This window comes from Actinophytocola xanthii (assembly GCF_001921205.1).
In the GTDB taxonomy this organism is placed as follows: domain Bacteria; phylum Actinomycetota; class Actinomycetes; order Mycobacteriales; family Pseudonocardiaceae; genus Actinophytocola; species Actinophytocola xanthii.
Window position 1 is genome coordinate 20,552 of sequence record NZ_MSIE01000034.1, and the last position, 21,235, is coordinate 41,786.

General features: G+C 74.2%; 10 protein-coding genes. 6 read left to right on the top strand and 4 right to left on the bottom strand.

Annotated features, from left to right (window positions below; all coding sequences use genetic code 11):
• Positions 1 to 31: 31 nt before the first annotated feature.
• Positions 32 to 994, bottom strand: a complete 963-nt coding sequence (locus BU204_RS18790; protein WP_075127006.1) for a helix-turn-helix transcriptional regulator — start codon at positions 992 to 994, stop codon at positions 32 to 34.
• Between the two features lie 41 nt (positions 995 to 1,035).
• Here BU204_RS18790 and BU204_RS18795 point away from each other — a divergent pair, with 41 nt between their 5' ends.
• Positions 1,036 to 1,614: a DinB family protein gene (locus BU204_RS18795; RefSeq protein ID WP_075127007.1), complete on the top strand. Its 579-nt coding sequence runs from the start codon at positions 1,036 to 1,038 to the stop codon at positions 1,612 to 1,614.
• 49 nt (positions 1,615 to 1,663) lie between these two features.
• On the opposite strand, the gene BU204_RS39190 is transcribed toward BU204_RS18795, so the two are convergent.
• Entirely contained in the window at positions 1,664 to 12,739 is an 11,076-nt protein-coding gene (locus BU204_RS39190; RefSeq protein ID WP_143229583.1) for a CARDB domain-containing protein, read from the bottom strand.
• Between the two features lie 230 nt (positions 12,740 to 12,969).
• Between BU204_RS39190 and BU204_RS18805 the strand changes: the two genes are divergently transcribed.
• From BU204_RS18805 to BU204_RS39195, 4 genes are all read left to right on the top strand, one after another.
• A complete protein-coding gene (locus tag BU204_RS18805) occupies positions 12,970 to 14,340 on the top strand; it encodes an AAA family ATPase (RefSeq protein ID WP_143229584.1) in 1,371 nt (456 codons plus the stop codon).
• A gap of 148 nt (positions 14,341 to 14,488) precedes the next feature.
• Entirely contained in the window at positions 14,489 to 15,475 is a 987-nt protein-coding gene (locus BU204_RS18810; RefSeq protein ID WP_075127009.1) for an ArsR/SmtB family transcription factor, read from the top strand.
• 210 nt (positions 15,476 to 15,685) lie between these two features.
• Positions 15,686 to 16,264 carry an RNA polymerase sigma factor gene (locus BU204_RS18815; protein ID WP_075127010.1) on the top strand — a complete coding sequence of 193 codons (579 nt, stop codon included), beginning with the start codon at positions 15,686 to 15,688 and terminating at the stop codon, positions 16,262 to 16,264.
• On the top strand, positions 16,257 to 17,141 hold the full coding sequence (locus BU204_RS39195; protein WP_075127011.1) for a CU044_5270 family protein: 885 nt from the start codon (positions 16,257 to 16,259) through the stop codon (positions 17,139 to 17,141). The genes BU204_RS18815 and BU204_RS39195 overlap by 8 nt, the downstream gene beginning before the upstream one ends.
• A 78-nt stretch (positions 17,142 to 17,219) precedes the next feature.
• Here BU204_RS39195 and BU204_RS18825 read toward each other — a convergent pair whose 3' ends face one another.
• Entirely contained in the window at positions 17,220 to 17,528 is a 309-nt protein-coding gene (locus BU204_RS18825) for a hypothetical protein (protein ID WP_075127012.1), read from the bottom strand.
• Between the two features lie 183 nt (positions 17,529 to 17,711).
• Here BU204_RS18825 and BU204_RS18830 point away from each other — a divergent pair, with 183 nt between their 5' ends.
• Entirely contained in the window at positions 17,712 to 18,146 is a 435-nt protein-coding gene (locus BU204_RS18830; RefSeq protein WP_143229585.1) for a calcium-binding protein, read from the top strand.
• Here BU204_RS18830 and BU204_RS18835 read toward each other — a convergent pair.
• A complete protein-coding gene (locus BU204_RS18835) occupies positions 18,136 to 21,219 on the bottom strand; it encodes a BTAD domain-containing putative transcriptional regulator (protein ID WP_075127014.1) in 3,084 nt (1,027 codons plus the stop codon). The two genes, BU204_RS18830 and BU204_RS18835, sit on opposite strands and share 11 nt — an antisense overlap.
• Positions 21,220 to 21,235: the final 16 nt, after the last annotated feature.

A 21,235-nucleotide genomic window follows, 5' to 3' on the forward strand; every position in this document is an offset into this window, starting at 1 on the left:
GGCAAGCCTGCAACCTCTACCTTGCTGGAGGTCAACTCCCCCGCGCGCGGACGAACCTGGCTCCCCAGGCGTGCACCTCCTCGAGCAGCTCGGGCGGGCCGAGCACCTGGAAGTCGGCGGCCAGGACGCCCAACGCCATCACCGCCCAGTCCAGGGAGACCGTCGTCATCCGCAGTCGCGAGCGGTTCTGGTCGAGCTCCTCGAACGTCGCCCAGCGGCCGACGCGCTGCCGGGCGTCGGCGGCCGGCAGCTCGACCAGGACCTCCACCTGGTAGGAGCGGGGCAGGTTCTCGAGCCGCTCCCGGACGAACTCGGCGGCGTCGGTGGCCGGCAGGGTGCGGGGGCGGAACCGGGCGCCGGTCCGGCCAAGACCGGTGAGGCGGTCCACGCGGAAGCTGCGCCAGTCGTGCCGGCCGAGGTCGTAGGCGACGAGGTACCAGCGCCGCCCCACCCGGACCAGGCGGTACGGCTCGACGTCGCGCTCGGTGAGCTCCCCGCCGGCCGCCCGGTAGGAGAAGTGGAGACGTTCACTGTCGCGGCAGGCCAGGGCGACGGTGGTGAGCACGCCGGGGTCCACGCCCGCCTCCGAGGAGCCCTGCCAGTCCAGCGGGACGGTCATCGCCCGGAGGGCCTCGACCCGACGGCGCAGGCGGACGGGCATCACCTGCACCACCTTGGCCAGCACCCGCACCGAGCTCTCGGCGATGCCCTCGACAGCGCTGTGCGCACTGGACTGGAGGCCGACCGCCAGCGCGACGGCCTCCTCGTCGTCGACGACCAGCGGGGGCAGCGCGGCGCCGGCCGCGAGCTGGTACCCGCCGTCCACACCCCGCTGCGCCTCCACCGGGTAGCCGAGCTCGCGGAGGCGGTCGATGTCGCGGCGCAGGGTCCGCACCGACACGTCCAACCGGTCGGCCAGCTCCCCACCCGGCCAGAAGCGGTGGGTCTGGAGCAGGGACAGCAGCCGCAGCATCCGGGAGCTGGTGTTCGCCATGTGCTCGATTCTCCGCGCATTGCGGTCAAAAGGTGGCCGGAATGCCCTCTAGCGTTGGTCTCAACGACCTGAGGACGAAGGAGAAGACAGTGAACGTGACCGAGCTGGAGGCGACCGTGGTGACCGGCGAGCGGGCCGACCTGCTGGAGGCGCTGGGCAAGGCGCGGCACTTCCTGCGGTTCACCACCCGGGACCTGACCGACGAGCAGGCCGCACTCCGCACCACGGTGAGCGAGCTGTGCCTGGGTGGGCTGGTCAAGCACGTCACCTCGGTCGAGCGGAACTGGAGCGACTTCATCGTGAACGGCCCGGGCAAGGACTTCGCCGACATGACCGAGGAGGACATGGCGGAGTGGGGCGACGTCTTCCGGATGCTGCCCGGCGAGACGCTGGAGGGCGTGCTCGCCGACTACGAGGAGGCGGCGCGCGGCACCGACGAGCTGCTCGTGCGGCTGCCCGACCTGGACGCCCGGCAGCCCCTGCCCAAGGCACCGTGGTTCGAGGACTCGACGTGGTCGGTCCGCCAGGTGTTCATGCACATCGTGGCGGAGACGGCGCAGCACGCCGGCCACGCCGACATCATCCGGGAGTCGCTCGACGGGGCGAAGAGCATGGGCTGACCTCGTCCCCTCCCCGCGGTCGGGTTCCGGACCCGACCGCGGGCAGGGGTCACGACGTCCGTGCGCGTCGTCGGGACCTCCGCCGGCCGCCGAGCACGAACCCGACGCCGGCGAGGACGAGCAGGAGACCCGCGGCGAGCCAGCGCAGGACGGCGTACCCGGTGAAGGCGAGCGGCGGCTCGTCGTCGTCCGAGGGCACCTGTCCCCCGCCACCGGACCCCGGAGGCGCCTGTGGTGCCGGAGACGGCGGTGGTGTGGCGGTCACCTCGGTCACGCTGCTCGCCGTGTCGTCGTCGGCGGTCGCGTCGAAGACCCCGGCCGCGGTCAGCGTGGCGGTGTTGGTCAGCTGACCGACCCGGTCCAGCCGCACGGTCAGGGTCAGCGACGGGGAGTCTCCCGGTGCCACCGGGCCGAGCGCCCAGAACCCGGTCGCCGGGTCGAACTCCCCCCGGTCCGCCCGGGCGGACAGGAGCGTGACACCGGCCGGCAGCCGGTCCAGCACGCTGACCCCCGGCGCCGAGGACGGGCCGTCGTTGGTGGCCGTCACCGTCCAGGTCAGCCGCGTGCCGACCTGGGCTCGGGCCGCGTCGGCCGTCTTGGTCAGGGCAAGGGCCACCTCGCGGCGCAGGTCGGCCGCGGCCAGGGCGGTGTTGTCGCCGGTCTCGGGGTCGGGCGTGGCCGAGGCGACGACCGCGGTGTTGGTCAGCTGTTCGCCGGCCACCGACGGGTCGACCTCGCCGACGACGCGGACCCGCGTCGTGGTGCCCGCCGCGAGCGCGTCGACCGCGCACTCGAGAACGCCCTCGGTCACCGTGCAGGAGTCCACGTCGGCGGAGACGAACCGGACACCGGCCGGCAGCGGGTCGGTCAGCCGCACGTCGTCGGCCGTGGACGGGCCCGCGTTGGCGATCTCTACCATCCACGTGACCTGCTCGCCGGGGACGACCGGTCCGCTCTCGACGCTCTTGGCGACCGAGAGGTCCGCCTCCGACCGAAGCGGCGTGATCGCGTCCGCGACGTTGTTGGCGGGGTTGCCCTCCGCCGTCGTCGACAGGACCGAGACCGCGTTGACGATGTCGGCCGTGTCGGCGTCGGGCCGGACCTGGCTGGCCACCGACAGCGTCCTGGTGGCGCCGGGCGCGAGCTGGTCGAGCAGGCACCGCATGGTCCGGCCGGTGACCGTGCACCCGGTCGGCGGCTCCGAAACCTCGACGCCGGCCGGCAGCAGGTCGACCATCACCACCTCGTCGGCGCTCGACGGACCGCTGTTGGCCACGGTCACCGTCCAGGTGAGCGGGTCCCCGGACTCGGCCTCGACCCGGTCGGCCACCTTCGTCACGCTCAGGTCGGCCCGGGTGGCGGCGCCGCCGGCCACCACCGCCGCGTTGTTGGTGAGGTCCGGGTCGGGCACGTCGCCCAGCACCGCCGCGTTGTTCGCGACCTCGCCCGGCGCGACGTCCGGGTCGACGGCCACCGTGACGGTCGTCGTGGCGCTCGCCCCCGGCGCGAGGGGTCCGAGCTGGCAGCTCACCACCTCGGCGGCGACCCCGCAGTCACCGTCCGGGCTGGTCACCTCGGTCACCGACATCCCGGCCGCGACCGGGTCGGTCAGCAGCACCGTCGGTGCCGTCGAGGGGCCGGCGTTGGCGACCGTGAGGGTGAAGGTGGCGGGCTCGCCGGCCACGATCGGGTCGGGCCGCAGCGTCTTGGTCAGCGACAGGTCGGCCGACTGGCCGACGGCGGTCGTGACCTCGGCCGTGTTGCCGGCCGGCCGCGGGTCGGCGACCGGGGAGGTGATCGACGCGATGTTGGTGAGCTGCCGCCAGCCGGTGTCGGGGGCCACCCGGCCGGCGATGGTCACCACGCGGTTCTCGCCGGGATCGAGCGCACCCACGGCGCACCGGACCACACGGTCCTGCGCCGCACAGGCGGGATCGGTCGACACCAACGACACGCCCTCCGGTAGGACGTCGGTGACCACGACGTCCGTCGCCCGGGACGGGCCCGCGCTGCTGGCCGTGAGCCGCCAGGTCACGGTCTGCCCGGCGACGGCCTCGGCCGGCCCGGTCTTCGTGACGGACAGGTCGGCGTGGGCCTCCACCGGCTCCCCCACCGCCGCGGTGTTGTTGGCGGTGTTCGGGTCGGCCGTGTCGGCGGTCACCGACACGCTGGCGCTCACGGCACCCACGGCGTCGGGCGCGAGCGACCCGCGCAGCACGATCTCCACCCGCTCCCCCACCCGAAGCGTCGGCGCCGTGCAGACGAGACCGCGGCAGGTCACGCCCGCCGGGGCGACGAACTCCAGGTCCCGCATGCCGGCCGGCGGCGAGAACGTGACGGTCAGCCCCGCGGCGTCCGCGGGCCCCGCGTTCTCCATGGTCGCCGTGAGCGTCAGCGCGCCTCCGGCGACCGGTGTCGTCGGCGTGAGCGTCAGGGCGACCCCGACGTCGGCCGAGACGGCCAACAGCGTGCTGGCCTCGTCGCTGTTGTCACCGGGGTCGGGGTCGGGGGTGCTGGTCGACACCGTCGCGACCGCCGGCAGGACCGGCCCGGTGAACCCCGGCGCGACCGTGCCGCGCACAGTCAGCCGCACGGCGCCGTGGGGTCCGGGCGACAGGTTCCCGAGGACGCACCGATCCGGCGTGTCGCAGTCCTGCACCGCGTCCGGCGCGGTGATGGCCAGGCCGGTCACGCCTTCGGGTGCGGTGACGCGAACCGTGACGTCACGAGCGGTGGAGGGGCCGGCGTTGGTCACGATCACGGTCCAGCTGAACGGGCTACCCGGCGAGGCCGACGCGTGGTCGGGGCTGATGTTGACCGAGACCCCGGAGCTGGCCTCGACCTCCGTCGTCGCACTGGCCGACCTGCCGTCTGGCTCGGTCGGTGCCGGCTCGGGAACCGGAGAGGTGAGCGTGGCGGTGCCGACGACGGTCGCGGCCGTCGCGGCCGGCGCCAGGACGCCGGTGACCGTGACCGTCGTCTCCGTGCCGACGCCGAGCGTCGGGAAGACGCACCGGACCTCGCGCCCGTCGACCGAGCACGAGCCGCCCGAGGCGACCGCCGCGACCTCGCCGACGCCTGCCGGCAGCGTGTAGACCAGCTCCGCCGGGGCGTCCGACGGGCCGGCGTTGCGGACGGTCAGCGTCCAGCGCACGGCGCCGCCGGGAGCGACGTCGGCGGGCCCGGCGACCTCGACGGACAGGTCGGCGAGCGGGGTGACGCTCTCCTGGGTGGTGGCCGAGTCGTCGGCCGGGTCCGGGTCGGGGGTCACCGACTGGGCGGTCACCGTGGTGTCCAGCCGGTCGCCGGTGAAGGACGGGCTCAGCACGATCGGGATCGTGATCGTCACCGGCTCCGCGGGCAGCACCGAGCCGAGGTCGCAGACGATGCTGCGAATGATCTGCGTGCAGGAGCCCTGGCTGGTCCTGATCTCGCCGTTGGCGTCGGTGCCGGCCGGCAGCTCCATCAGCGTGACGACGTTCTGGGCGGCTGACGGGCCCCGGCTGGTGACGGTGGCCGTGTAGAGGACGGTCTGGCCGGGCACCGCCGGGCGCGGGTCGTTGACGAGCTCGACGGCGAGGTCCGCGGACCTGGACACGGCCACCCGGGAGCTGATCGCGTTGTTCCGCCCGTCGGGGTCGGGTGTCGTCGCCGAGACCGAGGCACGCGCGACGAGCGCGGTGGCCCGGCTGTCCGGGTCGACGACCCCGTGCACGCGCAGCACCACCGACTCACCGGGGGCGATGTCGCCCAGCGCGCAGCCGGTCGGCGACGTACAACCGGGGTGGTCCACGCCGATGTCGAGCAGACCCGGGACCTCCTCCGGAACCAGCACGACATCGCGGGCCGTCGACGGTCCCGCGTTGGTGACCGTGACCGTGTAGGTCAGCGGCTGACCGGCCACGACGGACTCCACGACGTCGACGGTCATGGCCACGTTGGCCGAGTCGGTCGCCGACGCGGTGACCGCGCTGGTGTTGTCGTTCGGGGTGAGCTCGCTGGTGGCGCTGGTCACCGCGGCCACGTTGGTGATCGGTTCGGTCGTGCCGTCGGCGACGATCCCCCGGATGGTGATGGTGGACGGGGTGTCCCCGGCGGTGAGCCCGTCCAGCTCGCAGCGCACGACCTGCCCGGTGACCGAGCACTCCCCGTCGGGCGTGGTCGCCGTGAGCGCCCCCACCGAGCTGGGCACGGTGTCGGTCACCACCACCGACCGGGCGTCGGACGGACCGGCGTTGGCGACCTCCACGAGGAACTCGATGGGGGCGCCGGCGACCGGCGGACCCGAGGTGACCGCCGTGGCCAACCGCAGGTCGGTGACCGGCGTGACCGGGATGGACAGGGCGGCGGCGTTGTCGTCCGGGTCGGGGTCCTCGGTGTTCGACCGGCCGCGAGCCGTGCTGTCGAGGGTGGCCTCGGTCAGGGCCGAGGACGGCGTGCCGGTGATCGACACGAGCACCGTCGCACCAGGCCCCAGGTCGCCGACCGGGCAGGTGACCTCCCGCCCGCTGACCGTGCAGGAACCCGCCGTGGTGCTGGCGACCACGTCGGTGAGCTGCGCGGGCAACGTGTGGACGACCTCCACCCCGGTCGCCGTCGACGGCCCGAAGTTGCGGGTGGTGAGGACGAGCGTGAGCGGCCGGCCCGGGACCACCGCGTCGGGACCGGTGAGCGTGGTGGCCAGGTCGGCCGAGCTGATCGTGGTCTGCGTGGCTCCCCCGGTGTTGTTCGAGGAGTTCGGGTCGACCCCCGCGGCGCTCACCTCGGCCGACAGCGCCATGCTGCCGGTGTGGGTCGAGGGCACCGACCCGGTGACCGTGATGTCGGTGGTCTTGCCCGCGGGCACCACGCCCAGCGCACAGTCGGCGACGGCGTCGTCGATCGCGCACTGCCCGTCGGCCCAGCTCGCCCGGACGTTGGTCAGGGAGCGCGGGAGGAGCACCCGGACCGCGACGGCCCTGGCGTCGGAGGGGCCCGACCCGAGCACGCGGACCGTCCAGCTGCTGACCGAACCCGCGGCGATGCTCTCCGGGGCGATGACGTCGACCGACAGGTCGACCTCGGGGCGCACCGAGGTGGAGGTGGTGGCGGTGTCGTCGCGGGGGTCGTGGTCGGCGGTCCCGCTGGTGACCGTCGCCGTGGCGGTCACGGCGGAGGCGACGAAGCCCGCGGACACCAGGCCGGACACCTCGACCGCGGCGGAGGACCCCGCCGCCACGTCGCCGAGGGCGCAGGTCACGCGCTGCCCGGCGATCTCGCACCCGGCCGACGGTCGGGCCGTCACCCCGGCCGGCAGCTCGGTGGTGACGACCACGTCGCGGGCGGCGGACGGGCCGGCGTTGTCGACGGTCATGGTCCAGGTGGCCGCCCGGCCGGGAACGACCGGGTCCGGGGTGGCGGCCATGGTCAGGGCCAGCTCCGCGCTGCTGGTGGTGTCCGAGTCGGCGGAGGAGGAGTTGTTCGAGGGGTCGGGGTCGGTCGTCGTCGCGGTGACCGACGCGGTGTTGGTGACCCGGGTGCCGACGTAGTCCGCCGCCAACACCCCGGACACGGTCATGGTGGCGGACTCGTTGGCGGCCAGCGCGCCGACCGTGCACCGCACGGCGGTCGCGGAGCTGGTGCAGCTGCCGAGAGTGGTCTCCACCCGGTCGAACCGCACCCCGGCCGGCGCGCGGTCGTCCACCACGACCCCGGCGGCGGCGGAGGGACCGCCGTTGTGCACGACGACCTGCCAGGTGGCCCGCCCGCCGGCGACCGGGGGGCCGGAGCTGAGCCGGGTCAGCACCGACACGTCGGCGACGGTGGCGACCGGGGCGGTGGTGGTGGCCACGTTGTCGCTCGGGTTGACGTCGGCGACCGCCGCGGTGGCCGTGACGGTGTTGGTCAGCGTGGAGCCGGCCGGCGTGCCGCTCGCGAGGAGCACGGTGACCTCGGCGGCGACCGACGCGCCCACGGCCAGGGTGGGCCAGGTGCAGCGCACCGTGCTCGCGTCGGCCACGCACTCCCCGCCGGCCGAGGGGGCCACCGACAGCGGCGTGGCGCCCTGCGGCAGCGAGTCGGTCAGGATGACCTGCGGCGCCTGCGAGGGACCGGCGTTGACGGCGCTGATCCGGTACGTGACCTGCCGCCCGGCGACGGGGGTCCCGGAGGTGAGCTCCTGCCCGGCCACCAGGTCCGCGCTCGCGCTGATGGTCTGGGTCGTCGTGGTGGTGTTGTCCGCCGGGGTGGCGTCGGCGGTCGCCGACCGGACCGTCACCTCGCTGGTGAGGGTCGGACCGGGGTAGTCGGGTGCGAGCAGGAGCGTGTACCGCACGGTGCGGATGGACCCACGACCGACGTTGCCCAGCTCGCAGCGCACGGCGTCGGCGTCGGCCGTGCAGCCGGTCGTCCCCTCGACGAACGTGCTGCCGGCCGGGATCGGAACGGTGACGGTGACCGCGCGCGCGAGCGACGGTCCGCTGTTGGTCACGGTCACCGCCTGCTGCAGCTCGCGTCCCGCCTCGGGGTTGCTGGTCGCCGTGCTCGCCACCACCGCCAGGTCCGCCTCGGTCACCACCGAGGTGGCCAGCTCGAGCCGCCGGTCGGCCGGCGTCGGGTCCGGTGTCGGGGAGGCCACGGTGGCCGTGTTGGTCAGGACGGTGTCCGCGGCGAGGGCCTGCGGTACGGCCGCGGTCAGCACCACGGTCGTCGACTGTCCCGGTTCGAGACCGGCGAGCACGCAGGAGACGTCGCGGCCGGCGGTCGTGCAGGTGCCGTTCTCCGCCTGCGCGCCGCCCGGCAGCAGCGTCACCCCCTCGGGCAGCACGTCGGAGAGCACGACGTCCTCGGCCGCCGAGGGCCCGGCGTTGGTGACGGTCAGGGTGTAGGTCACCGCGGCACCGGCGCGCACCGGCGCCGGCGTCGCGGAGCCGGTGAGCACCAGGTCGGCCCGCCACTCGACCGGCGACTCGACGCTGGCGGTGCGGGTACCGCCGGGAGCGGGGGTCGCGCTGGTCAGCTCGGCCGAGTTGAGCAGCGGCCCCTCGGCGTCCGCGGCGACGTCGACCACCAGGACGACCTCGGCGACGGCGCCCGCGGGCAGCCGGGGGACGTCGCAGGTCACCACCCGGTCGGCGACCGTGCACGAGCCGAGGGCGCTGGTCGCGGAGACCACGGTGACGCCCTCGGGCACCGTGTCGGTGATGCGTACCGAGGTGGCGTCGGACGGTCCGGCGTTCGTCGCGGTGATCCGGTAGATGGCCCGGGCACCAGCCACCAGCCGTTCCTGGTCGGCCCGCATGGCGAGGTCCACCGTGGCGGCGGTGACCAGGTGAGCGACGCCCGAGATGTGGTTGCCCTCCGGAACCGGGTCCGGGGCGGCCGAGCTGAGCGTGAGCCCGAAGGGCGAGGACTCCCTGCGACCGGACGGGTCGACCCGGCCCGCCGCCTCCACGACGACGGTCTGGCCGACGGCGACCGTTCCCACCGAGCAGAACACCCGTTGACCGGAGATGGTGCACGGCACGCCCCCGACCGAGGCGACCATCTCGTACATCCCCTCGGGCAGGTCCAACACGAACACCGTGTCCCGCGCGTCGGAGGGACCCGCGTTGGTGAACGTCGCGGAGGCGGTGAACTCCTCGCCGGCGGTGAACGGCTCGGGGTACTGGACCCCGGTCACCCGTAGATCGGCCGCGGTCCGGATGACGGTGCTGGCGGCGGTCACGTTGTTCGACTCGCTCGGGTCGAACGTGTCCGAGGTGACCGAGACCGACTCGGTGACCTCTCCCTCCGGCTGGCCGGCGGGCACAGCCGTCGTGATCGAGACCGTGACCTCCTCGCCGTCGGCGAGGTCGCCGAGCTCGCAGCGGACCCGCTCGTCCTCGACCGTGCAGCTGCCGGCCGAGGGGGTTGCCGTCAGGGCCCTGAGCCCCGGGGCGAGCGTCTGGGTGAGGACCGTGGACCGCGCCGTGGACGGGCCCTCGTTGCCGACGGTCACCACGAAGGTCCTCGACTCCCCGGCGACGACCGGGTCGTCGCCCGCGGTCGTGCTCACCCACACCTCGGCCTGCATGTCGACCGAGGCGACGTAGGTCGCGGCGTTGGTGGTCGACTCCGGGTCGGTGCTGGCCGACCGCACCGTGGCGGTGTTGGCGAAGCCGCCGGGCGGGACCGTGCCCGGGGTGGCCGCGGTGACGGTGATGGTGGCGACGGCGTCGGCGGCGAGCGTTCCCAGCGCACAGGAGACGGCCCCGTCGACCGCGCCGCAGCTGCCCTGGGTCGAGTTCGCCGAGATGAGCGTCAGGCCCGCCGGCAGGATGTCCTCGACGGTCACGGCGTCGGCCGCAGAGGGGCCGTGGTTGGTCACCGTGACCGTGTAGGTCAGCGGCTCACCCGCGATCACCGGACGCGGCGTGGCCGTGACGTCCAGCTCGAGGTCGCTCACCCTGCTGACGGTCACGGTGCTCGACGCGGAGTCGTTGCCGGTGACGTCCTGACGGGTCGCCGTGGTCGCCCGCGCCTCGTTGACGAGCAGGCCCTCGGCGTCCGGCGCGATCCGGATCCGCAGCACGATGGTGGTGGACGTGCCCGCCGGCAGGGTCTCGAGCAGGCACTCCGCGACGCCCTCGGACACCGAGCAGGAACCGGCCTGCGGAGTGGCGAGGACGACCTCGGCGCCCTCGGGGACGGAGTGGGTGAGCCTGACGTCGGCGGCGTCGGACGGGCCGGCGTTGGTGACCGTGACCGTGACCGTGGTCTCGGTACCGGCGACCGCGCCGGCCGGCGCGCTCGTGGCGACCTGGACGTCGGCGAGCGGGGCCAACGGTGCCGCGGCGGTCGCGGCGTTGTTGGTGGGCTCGGCGTCGGGCGTGCCGGACGAGGCGACGGTGTTGGTGGTCAGGGTGGTGTCCTGGGCGTTGGCGGGGACGTCCAGTCGCACGCGCACGGTGCGGCTCGCACCGGGGGCGAGCTCGCCGACGGTGCAGGTCACCGTGCCGGCCGCGACCGAGCAGCCCTCCCCCGACGCGGAGGTGATGTCCGCCGGCAGGGGCGTGCTCAGCACCACGGCCCGCGCGGAGGAGGGTCCGCGGTTGGTGACGGTCGTGGTGAGCGTCGCGGGAGTGCCCGGGACCACGGGGTCCGGCGCGAGCGAGGCGGTGACCGCCAGGTCCGCCGCCCGGGTGACGCTGGTCGACGCCGTCGCGACGTTGTTCGCGGCGATGTCGTCGGCGGTGGCGGCCGAGACCTGGACCGCGTTGGTGAGCACACCCTCGGCGGTGCCCGGACCGACCCGCGCCACGATCGGGACCGACACGGTCGCCTCCGCGGCGAGCGAGGCCACCCGGCAGGTGACGGTCTGGCCGCTCGGGGTGCAGGTGGTGCCCGCGGGCGCCGCCGCCGACTCGAAAGTCGTCCCGGCTGGCAGTTGGTCGGTGAGCACGACGTCGGTGGCGGTGCTCGGCCCGTCGTTCCTGGCGGAGACGGTGTAGGTGAGCGGGCGGCCGGCTTCGAGGGTCGCCGCCGAGGCGGTCTTGGCGGCGACCAGGTCGGCCACCTCGAGTACTTGGGTGCTGACCTCGTTGCCGGCGAAGGTGAAGGACCGGTTGATGGTGCGGGCCCGGTAGTCGAGGAACGAGCCGTTGGTGATCGTGCCGCCCGCCGCCGCCCTGGCGACGGTCACCCGGAACCGCACCGACGCGGTGGCGCCGGGAACCAGGGTGCCCCCGGCGGTGGCGCTCGCCCCGGTTCCCACCCGGAAGCGGACGGTCCGGTCGCCCGCCGTGTAGTCGGCCGTGTCGTCCCCGGCGGCGTCGGTGCGCGGACCGGCGGTGGCGCCGGGAGCCGCGATGACGGCGAGGCTGCCCGGTACGTAGGTGACGTTCGCCGGGACGACGTCACGGATGACCGAGGCGTCGGCCGCGTCCCCGCCCGAGTTGGTGTAGGAGATCCGGTACTCGAGCACGTCGCCGGGACGGGCCGGGGCGTTGCCGGACAGGTTGACCACCGACTTGCTCACCGGGTCGAACTGGGGGGTGAACAGGTCGATCTGGCTCGTGACGATGCCCGGGTAGTACGCCTCACCCGTCGTGGACAGCCGGATGGTGGTCGAGGTGCTGCCGGTCGGCAGCACGTCGGTCGTGGCGATGCGGCTGATGTCGACGCCGAAGTTGTTCACGTGGGCCGGGTTGCGCCCGCTCTGCTCGACGCCGCCGTCGCTGATCCGCGAGTTGAAGAAGTTCGTCGCGGGGTGGGTCGGGTCGCTCAGCGTCGTGCCGGCCAGCCGGAGGCTGTCGCCGGTGGTGCCGAAGTCGCCCTCCCACGCGACGACACCGACCGAGGCGTTGACGGGACCGGTCGTCGGCGTCAGGAACCCCGAGACCGGGATGTCCACGACGTCGTTGCCCTCGAACGGCGTCACGTCCGCGAACCCCTCGAACACCCGCAGGTCGCGCAGCGGCAACGCCGGGTTGCGGTACGCCACGACCATCGACCAGCCGGCATACCTGTCCTGCCCGGTCGCGGCCGAGATGTTGGCGACGGTGTAGGCGCCGTTGCCGGCGGTGCGGACCCGCTGGGTGATGTCCAGTGAGGACTGGTAGGGACCCCGGTCGGTCGTGGAGGAGATGAGCGCCGCGGGTTGGTTGACCGTCGTGGCGGTCACGGTGGAGTAGCCGCTCGAGCCCGGGGTGCGCAGCCTGACCGAGTTGATGGGGGTGGCCGCCCCCGTCCCGTTCGTGCCCGCGCCCGTGCGCGCGCCCCAGACCAGGCGTGCGTGGAGCACCGTCGAACCGCTGGGCAGGGCGAGCGTGGCGGTGGAGGAGTTCGAGGTCGTCGCGTCCGCGTCGACGTCGGCGAACACCATGTTGTAGACGTTGTTGTTGTTCTGCGTGCCGCTCGCCGTGGCCGTCCTCGCCGCCGCGCACCCGGACGCGGCCGTGGGACACGTCATCGAGCTGGCGCCGATGAGGGTGATCGCCCCGTTCTCCTCGGCCGAGTAGACGGCGTTGAAGGGCTCGCGGACCGCGGCCTCCGCCACCCCGGGCGCGACGAGCGACACCACGCTCGCCACCAGTGCCACGGCCAAGGCCGACACCGTCGCCCGAACCAACCGTCCCGCTCCGTGAGCGCCATGGTTCGCGGTCATGACGAAACCGCTACGCGACCACACATATCCCAAGACATTAAGGAGAAACCGAGAAATTACAGATCACACGAGCAGGCGCAGTTTTGGCGACGCTGTGCAGTATTTTGAGCGCTTTCACCCCTCAGTAGCCTCGCAAGACCCCTTCAGGTGGACATCTGCTGACCGAACGTGGGATTCCCCTAGGGTCGATCCCGGAAGCGGAGCGTCGCCGAACCGGGCATCGTGGAGAGGTGGACCCCACCGAAGCCCGTGAACTGGGACGCGCTGTCAAGGGACTGTTCGAGTCCGCACAGCAGACGCTGCGCGACACGGCCGAGTCGACGCTGACCAAGCGGGTCACCGATCATCTCGGATGCCCGCTGAGCGAGATCCCCAACGTCGCACTGCACCTGCCGAGCTTCGAGCACGTGAACCTGCAACGCGGCGTGGAGGCGTACCTCGCCGAGCACACGCCCGACGCCGGCTGGTTCGGCATCTCCGGAACGCGGTACTTCAGCACGCTGATCGAGATGCTGGCCGAGGCCGCCAACAGCGGCAGCCACCAGCTCGGCGCCGTCGACTACACCACGGTGGCCACCGGCCCGAACACCTGGACCGAGGCGGTGCAGGTCGGTCTGGTGTGTACGGCGGCGCCGGACGGCGCGCCGGTGGTGCTGGGGGTGCAGGGCGCCCTGGAGGACCGCGGCGAGCACCGGTGCCACCTCCAGGTGCTCGCCGCCGACCGTGCGACGGCCGCCGCGGTCCGCGAGGAGATCGAGCGCCTGACGCGTGAGCACGACGCCTTCCGCGGTCAGGTGCTCTCGCTCGGGATGAACGAGCACCACGGCAACACGCTGTTGACGTTCCTCCCCCGGCCGGCGCTGCGGGCCGAGGAAGTCGTGCTGCCGGACGGTGTGCTGGCCTCGATCGAGCGGCACATCGTGCGCACCGCCGCCCAGACCGAGGTGCTGCGGCGGTACGGACAGCACCTCAAGCGGGGCCTGCTGCTCTACGGTCCGCCCGGCACCGGCAAGACCCACACCGTGCGGTATCTGCTCAGCCGGGTGCCGGAGTGCACGGTGTTCGTGCTCAGCGGCCGCGCGATGATCCGCTACCTCCCCACGACGACGGCGTTGGCGCGCCGGCTGGCGCCGTCGGTCGTCGTCGTGGAGGACGTGGACCTGATCGCGCAGCACCGTGCGATGACCGAGGGCAACCCGGTGCTGTTCGAGCTGCTCAACGAGATGGACGGCATCGGCTCGGAGGCGGACGTCACGTTCGTGCTCACGACGAACCGGGTGGACAGCATGGAGGAGGCGCTGACCCAGCGCCCCGGGCGGGTCGACCTGGCGGTCGAGGTGCCCAAACCGGACGCCGAGTGCCGCGAACGCCTGCTGCGGCTGTACGCCGCGGACACTCCGTTGGACCTGCCCTCGGCCGAGGCGCTGGTGGCCGCGACCGACGGTGTGACGGCCTCGTTCATCAAGGAGCTCGTGCGCCGGGCCGTCCTGCGCCAGGCCGACCAGGGCGGTCCGCTGGACGAGGCGGTCGTGGACGGTGTCCTGGCGGAACTGATGGCCGAACGGCAGACGCTGACCAGGAGCATCCTCGGTGGACGCTGAGCGGCTCGGTCCCGGGCCGGACAGGGCGATTCCGGTACCGGCGGACCGCGGAGCGGACCATAATCGACATCGCACCCGATCGTTGAGGAGCGCGATGAGAGGCACCAGACCCGCCGCGCCCACGGCGCGGCCCGCCCGCTGACCACCCGTGCTCCGGATCCACTTCACGGCGGAGGACCTCACGCGGACGACCGTGTCCCCGAGCCCCGACCCGCTCTGGGAGATCCTGCTCAGCGGGTTCCGGCTGCGCGAGCGCCAGCGCACGGTCATCCACCGGCCGTGGGCGCGGGCGCTGAGGTCGATCCCCCAGGCCCGCACCGCGTCGGTGCGGGCCGGCTACACGGTGCTGGACGTGCTCGCCCCCATGGGCCCGTACTTCCCGGACTTCCTCACCCCGCCCGAGGGGCGGCAGGGCCTGGCCGCGGGTCTGGACTCGCTGCGCGGCACCTCCCGCCGCGAGCTGTACCGGCAGCTGGAGCGGCTCGGCACCCGGCGGCCCCTTCCGGGCTGGGTCCGGCCGCTCGCCGAGGGTGACCAGGACGCGCTCAGCCGGCTCGCCGGCACCCTGCGCGCGTACCACGAAGCGGCCGTCGCGCCGTTCGCGGAGCTCATCGAGCAGAGCATCGCCGCCGACCACGCGCTGCGGGTGCACAGCCTGGTCAACGGGGGCGTCGACGGCCTGCTGGCCAGCATGCGGCCGGTGATGCGGTGGCGCCCGCCCGTCCTCGAGGTCGACTACGGCGTCGACCGGGAGCTCCACCTGGGCGGCCGCGGTCTGCGGTTCGTGCCGTCCTACTTCTGCCACCGGGTCCCGGTCTCGCTCGCCGACCCCGACCTGCCGCCGGTGCTCGTCTACCCGATCGCCCAGCAGTTCGCCTGGAGCACGGTCGAGCGCCGGCCAGGTGCGTTGGACAAGCTGCTCGGGCCGACCCGGGGCGCGGTGCTCCGGGGGATCGGCGCCGGCGCCACCACCACCGAGCTCGGGCGGCGGCTGACGATCTCACTCGCCTCGGTCAGCAGGCACACGGCGGTCCTGCGTGAGGCGGGCCTGGTGCGCAGCGACCGCGACGGAGCCGCGGTGCTGCACGCGGTGACCCCGCTCGGCAGGACACTGCTCGACGCCGACCGGGGGTGACGTCCGGAGCCCACCCCCAGGCGGGCTCCGGACGCCACACCGCTCGGGGTCGGCGCGCCCCACCAGCATCGGGCCGGGCGGCGCGGAAGGGTAGAACCCTTGCAGCGGAGGGCAAACTCGCTGATCACGGCGGGGCGGGAGTCCAGCGTGAACTCATCCGCGGCAAACCGCGGATAGCTGGTGACCCCGCAGCCGGCGAAAGAGGAGCCCATGCACCAACCCGACGAGGACGACGCGGCGATCATCGGGGGATCGCTGCGCCGACCCGAACGGTTCGCCGCGATCTTCGACCGCCATGCCCCGCACATCCAGCGCTACCTGGCCCGCCGGCTCGGCCGGCAGGTCGCGGACGACCTGGTCGCCGAGACCTTCCTGGTCGCGTTCGGCAAGCGGTCGCGCTACGACCTCGGCCGGCCCGACGCCCGCCCCTGGCTGTACGGCATCGCCACCAACCTCGTTCGGCAGCACCAGCGCGAGGAGGTCCGGGAGTACCGGCTGCGCGCGTCCGTCGCACCGGAACCCGACATCGACGGCCACGCCGACCGGGTCGTGGCACAGGTCAGCGCCGGCGCCATGCACCGGCCACTGGCCGCCGCGCTCGCCGAGCTCTCGGCCGGCGACCGGGACGTGCTGCTGCTCGTCGCCTGGGAGGCGCTCAGCTACCACGAGGTCGCCGAGGTGCTCGGCATCCCGATCGGCACCGTCCGATCCCGACTGAACCGCGCGCGGCGCCAGGTTCGCGCCGCGCTCACCGCATCGACCCGGAAGGAGTGCGCCAACCGTGGATGAGCTCGCACTGCTCAAGGACATGGGCGAGAAGACCCCGCTGCCGCCCGCGGCGGACCTCGCGCCGGCCCGCGCCCGCCTGGCGGCCGTGTTCCCCGTCGCTGCCGCGGAAACGGCCGTACCTAGGCGGCGACGGCGGCTGCTGATCCCGAGCCTCACCGCCACGGGTCTCGCCGCCGCGATCACGGCCGTCGTCGCCTTCGGCGGGCTGGAGCCCTTCGGGGTCGCACCGCCCCAGGCGGAGGCGGTGGCGTTCCTGCACGAGGCGGCCGACGCGGCCCGGGTGCTGCCGGCCACGCCACCGCGGCCCGAACAGTTCGTCTACACGCGAACCCGGCAGGGCGACGGCAGCGTCCGGGAGAGCTGGTTCTCCGCGGACGGCACCCACGACGGGCTGATCCGCCAGGACGGTCTGCGCATCCCGATGCCCGGATGCCGGGACGGCCGGCGGGCGGTCATGCGCGGCGAGGTCGACACCACTCGAACCGAGCCGTGCACGCCGGAGCCGGCCGACCGGTCCGACCTGCCCACCGACGCCGCCGGAATGCGGGAGTACCTGAGTCGCGCCGAGCTCGAGCCCGAGCGCGGCGAGATCGACTTCGACGTTCTCGTCCACTTCGGGCTCACCGAGAAGTACCTGCCACCGCGGGCCCTGGCCGCCCTGTTCGAGGTGATGGCCGACTTCCCCGGGCTCACCATCGACGAGAACGCGACCGACGGCGCCGGACGGCCGGGGATCGGTCTCACCTGGGCGCAACCCGCCGACCAGAACGAGGTGATGCTCGTCTTCGACCGTGAGTCCCACGCCCTGCTGGGCATCGCGGGCGAGTCGGCGGTCGTCGAGCAGGCCGTCGTGGACGCGGTGGACCAGCGTCCGTAGTACCCGGGGGGAACCTGGGGGTACCGGCCGGGCGCGACGGCCTTGTGGACCGTCGTGCCCGGCCGGTTGGGCGCTCGGTCAGGAGACCTCGAAGGACAGCTCGTACCAGGCGCCGGAGGTCTTGAAGTGGACCGTGTTCGGGTTGCCGCTCTCCCGGATGGTCACATCGGCGCCGATCTGCTTGGCCTTGCTGCCGTTCAGCTCCTCCAGGGCGACCTTCGTCGTGTCGTCGAACTCGACGCTAGTCGGGCGCAGATTCCGGTCGTCGCCCTTGTCCATCACCCCGTTCCACACCGGAACCCCGTCGACCTTGAGCCGCGGCTCGTCCGAGCCGCTGACGTCCTGCTTGCGGTGGCAGTGCAGGTTGACCAGCTCGAGTGTCGCCATCGTCGTTCCTCCTCGTCGTCGCGAATGGTGCCGGCGACGGTGGCAGGGCGGCGTTAACCGGGTGCTGTCCGGACGACGCGGGAGCCGACGCCGGCGGTAGCGCCGGGTTAACGGCCGGCGCGGAGGGTCGTCGCCGTGGTCGTCCGGACGGACGGCACCGACACGGCAACGGAGGTATCCCTCATGCGTCTGAACACCCCGCTCACCGCCATCGCCAGCGCGGCCGCGCTGGGTCTCGGGCTGCTCGTGACCGCCGGGGCGGCCGCCGCGGCGCCGGCCCAGGAGTTCTGCGCCGGCGTCCCGGCGACGATCGTCGTCGCGGCACCGAACATGGTCACCTTCGGCAACGCCGGGGACGACGTCATCGTCGGCACCTCCGGTGTCGACACGATCCACGCGCAGGGCGGGAACGACCTGGTGTGCGCCGGGGACGGCGACGACCGGGTCACCGGCGGCCCCGGCGACGACGAGGTCCGCGGCCAGGGCGGCGACGACGACATGGCCGGTGGCCTGGGCAAGGACGTCCTCAACGGCCAGTCGCACCTGGAGGGCGACCGCGGCAACGGCGGCGCCGACGCCGACAGCTGCCCCAACACGGAATTCGTGATCAGCTGCTGACCCGGTCCGGGTGCCGCCCCCGTCGCACCGGGCGCGGGGGCGGCGCCTGCCGGAGCAGCAGCTCGGTCGCCGGGTCGGGTGCGGCGCCGAGCTGCCCCAGCGCGGTCAGCACCGTGGTGCGCACCGCCTCGATCCGGGCCGGGTCGCGGGCCTTGATGGCCGCGGCGAGCGCCAACCGGTGGCCACGGGCCTCGTAGGGCTCGAGGGCGAGCGCGCGGACGGCCAACCTGGCCGCCTCGGCCGGGTCACCGGCGACCAGGCGCAGCTCGCCGAGCTCGAGCAGGTTGCGGACGTGGCGCACCCGGACCCGGTCGATCTCGATGGCGACCTCGGGGTCGGGCATACAGCGCAGGTCCGGCACCGGCTCGCCCCGCCACAACGCCACCGCCCCGGCGAGCAGCTCGGCCGCCAGGTCGACGTCGCCGGCGGCCCGTGCCCGGTCGACCCGCCCGCCCAGCTCGTCGAAGATCCACAGGTCGACCCGCAGCCAGCGCGAGCGCACCAGCCGGATCCGCTCCCCGTCGGTGCGCAGGTGGACGCTCGCGTCCCGAGCCGAGCGGTCCGGCTCCAGCAGGCGCCGCAGGTGGGTCAGCGTGACCCGCAGGTTGCGCGCGGCGTCGACCGGGTCGAGGTCCGGCCAGAGCAGCTCGACCGCCTGGTCCCGGGACAGCACCGGACGCAGCACCAACGCGGCGAGCAGCTGGCGGACCCTGGTCCGCCGCAGCTGCGGGGCGTCGACCGGGCGGCCGCCCCGGCTCACCCGCATCGGACCGAGCACCTCGATCGCGGTGCCCGACGTCGGCGGGGCCGGCAGCGCGGCGAGCAGGCGCGCTGCGCCCGTCGCGAGCGGACGGTCGGACGACTGCCCGTGGCACCGCAGCCACCGGTGCACCGCCGGCCCCACCGTGTCGGCCAGTGAGCGGCCGAGCTCGACCCCGGCGGCCTCGTCGGCGCCGGCGAGCCGCGCGGCGAGCTCCACCGACCAGGGCAACGGCAGGTGGCACAGCGCGTGCGCGGGCGCGAGAGCCGCGTCCGGCTGCCCGGCCCGGGCCGAGACCAGGGCTCGCGCCGCCGCCAGGGCCCGCCGGTGGGACGGACCGAGCTCGGCCCGCTCCCAGCGTCGGCGCAGGCGCTCGCTGAGCACGTACCCGAGGGCGAGGAAGCGCCGCAGGTGGCGCTCGTTGAACGGCTCGTCCACCGGCCACCGGGCGAGATGGGCCGCGTAGGCGCGGCGGGCGGCCGCCTCGTCGCCCCCCACGACGGCCGCCGCCGCGCTTGCCGCGCAGGCGAGGACGGCGTCGCGCGGGTTGTCGTGGTCGGAGGGGTCTCCGCACGGCGTCGGGTCCTCGCCGAGGCAGGTGGCGACCACGGCCAGGAAGGCCGCCGTGACGAACGCGTCCCGGGCCGTGCCGAGATCGGACCCCGGACGCGCCGCCGCCTCGCGGAGCCGGGCCAGGTCGGTCGGGTCGCCGTCGAACCAGCGGGCGAGGGGACCGGCGAGCCGGACGTTCTCGTCGGCGGTGTCGCCGGCGGTGTGGTCGGCGAGCTCGGCCGCGGCGGCACCGAGACCGCAGATGTCGAGGCAGTGGTAGTGGAACCGGACGGTGGCCAGTGCCAGCGCCCGCGGGACCTCGAGCACGGGGGCGCGCACGATCTCGGTGAGGGCGGTCTCGGGGTCGCCCCGCACCTCGGCGAGGATCGCCGCCACGCCGTGGCGCAGGCAACGGACGACGGGGGCGGACGGGTCGGCGAGCTGGTCGACCCGCTCGCCGAGCTCGACCAGCCGGGCCAGGTCGGCCCGGGAGTGGGCGGCGATCGCGGCCTGCGCGAGGACGGCGCTCGGGCCAGGACCGGCGGTACCGGCCTCGCGCATCGCCTGCCAGGCCCGGTCGAGCAGGGTGTCGATCCGCCCGTCGGCGAAGTCCGCCGCGTACAGCACGGCGGCCCGCAGCAGCAGGAACGCCGGGGTGTCGGCGTCCGCGGGGGGAACCGCGTCGAGCCAGCGGCGGGCAATCGCGGACGGGAGCGCGGAGAGCGTCGTGGCGACGAGCTCGACGGACAGGTCGGCGAGCAGCGCCCAGTCCCGGCTGTCGCGGGCCAGGTCGCCGGCCCGGGCGAGATCGCCCCTGGCGCTCAGCACGGCGGCGGCGCGGCGGTGCAGCTCCCGCGCCTGCTCGGCGCGCAGTGTCCGGGACAGCGCCTCGGTCCACAGCTCGTGGGCGCGGTAGCGGCCGTCGTCGAGCACTCCGACCAGGGGGATCGTGCTCGCGAGCTCGTCGAGGTCGACCGGTTCCTCGGTGACCTCGGTGACCTCGGCCGCCGTGGCCGTTCCCAGCGCCGCCAGCGCGGCCAGGGCGAGCCGCCACCCGTCCGGCACGCGGGCGAGGATCTCCTCACGCGCGTACCGCCAGGGTGCGCCGGGCCCGGCCGCGAACGCGAGCCGCACCAGCGCCGGCCAGCCCCGCAGCGACTCGGCGATGGCCGCCTCCCGCCCGAGCCGCCGCCCCAGCGCACGCACCTCGACGTCGGTGAAGGACAGCTCGTCGGTGCCGATGCGCAGTACCCCGCCGGCGGCCTCGCGGCGGGCGAGCGGCAGCTCGGGCACCATCCGTCCACTGAGGACAAGATGACCGGTCGCCGGCAGCGACCGGACCAGCTCACCGAGGAGCTCGGCCCCGGGCGAGCCGGCGGGGATCTCGTGCACGTCGTCGAGGACGAGACAGACCTCGAGCGGCGCGAGCCGGATCACCGCGTCGAGCACGGTCCGGGCGCGGGCACCCGGCAGTGCGTCGAGGACGGCCGCGCTGAGCTCGGCGCGGTCGGCGTGGGCTGGCGAGCAGCTCACCCACGCGTCGACACCGCGCGGCGCCAGCAGGTGCGACCGGACCGCCTGAGCGAGGACAGTCGTCTTGCCGAACCCCGGTCCGGCGACCAGCAGGGTGACCGGGTGGTCCCACCGCCTGGCGAGGAGCTCAACCAGGCGCAGCCGCGGCACCTCGACGTCGAGCGGCCGCGGCAGGTCCGCCCATCCGACCCCCCACGGCCGATGGCGGCGTTCCCCGGTGTGATCCACGCATACATGAGTACTG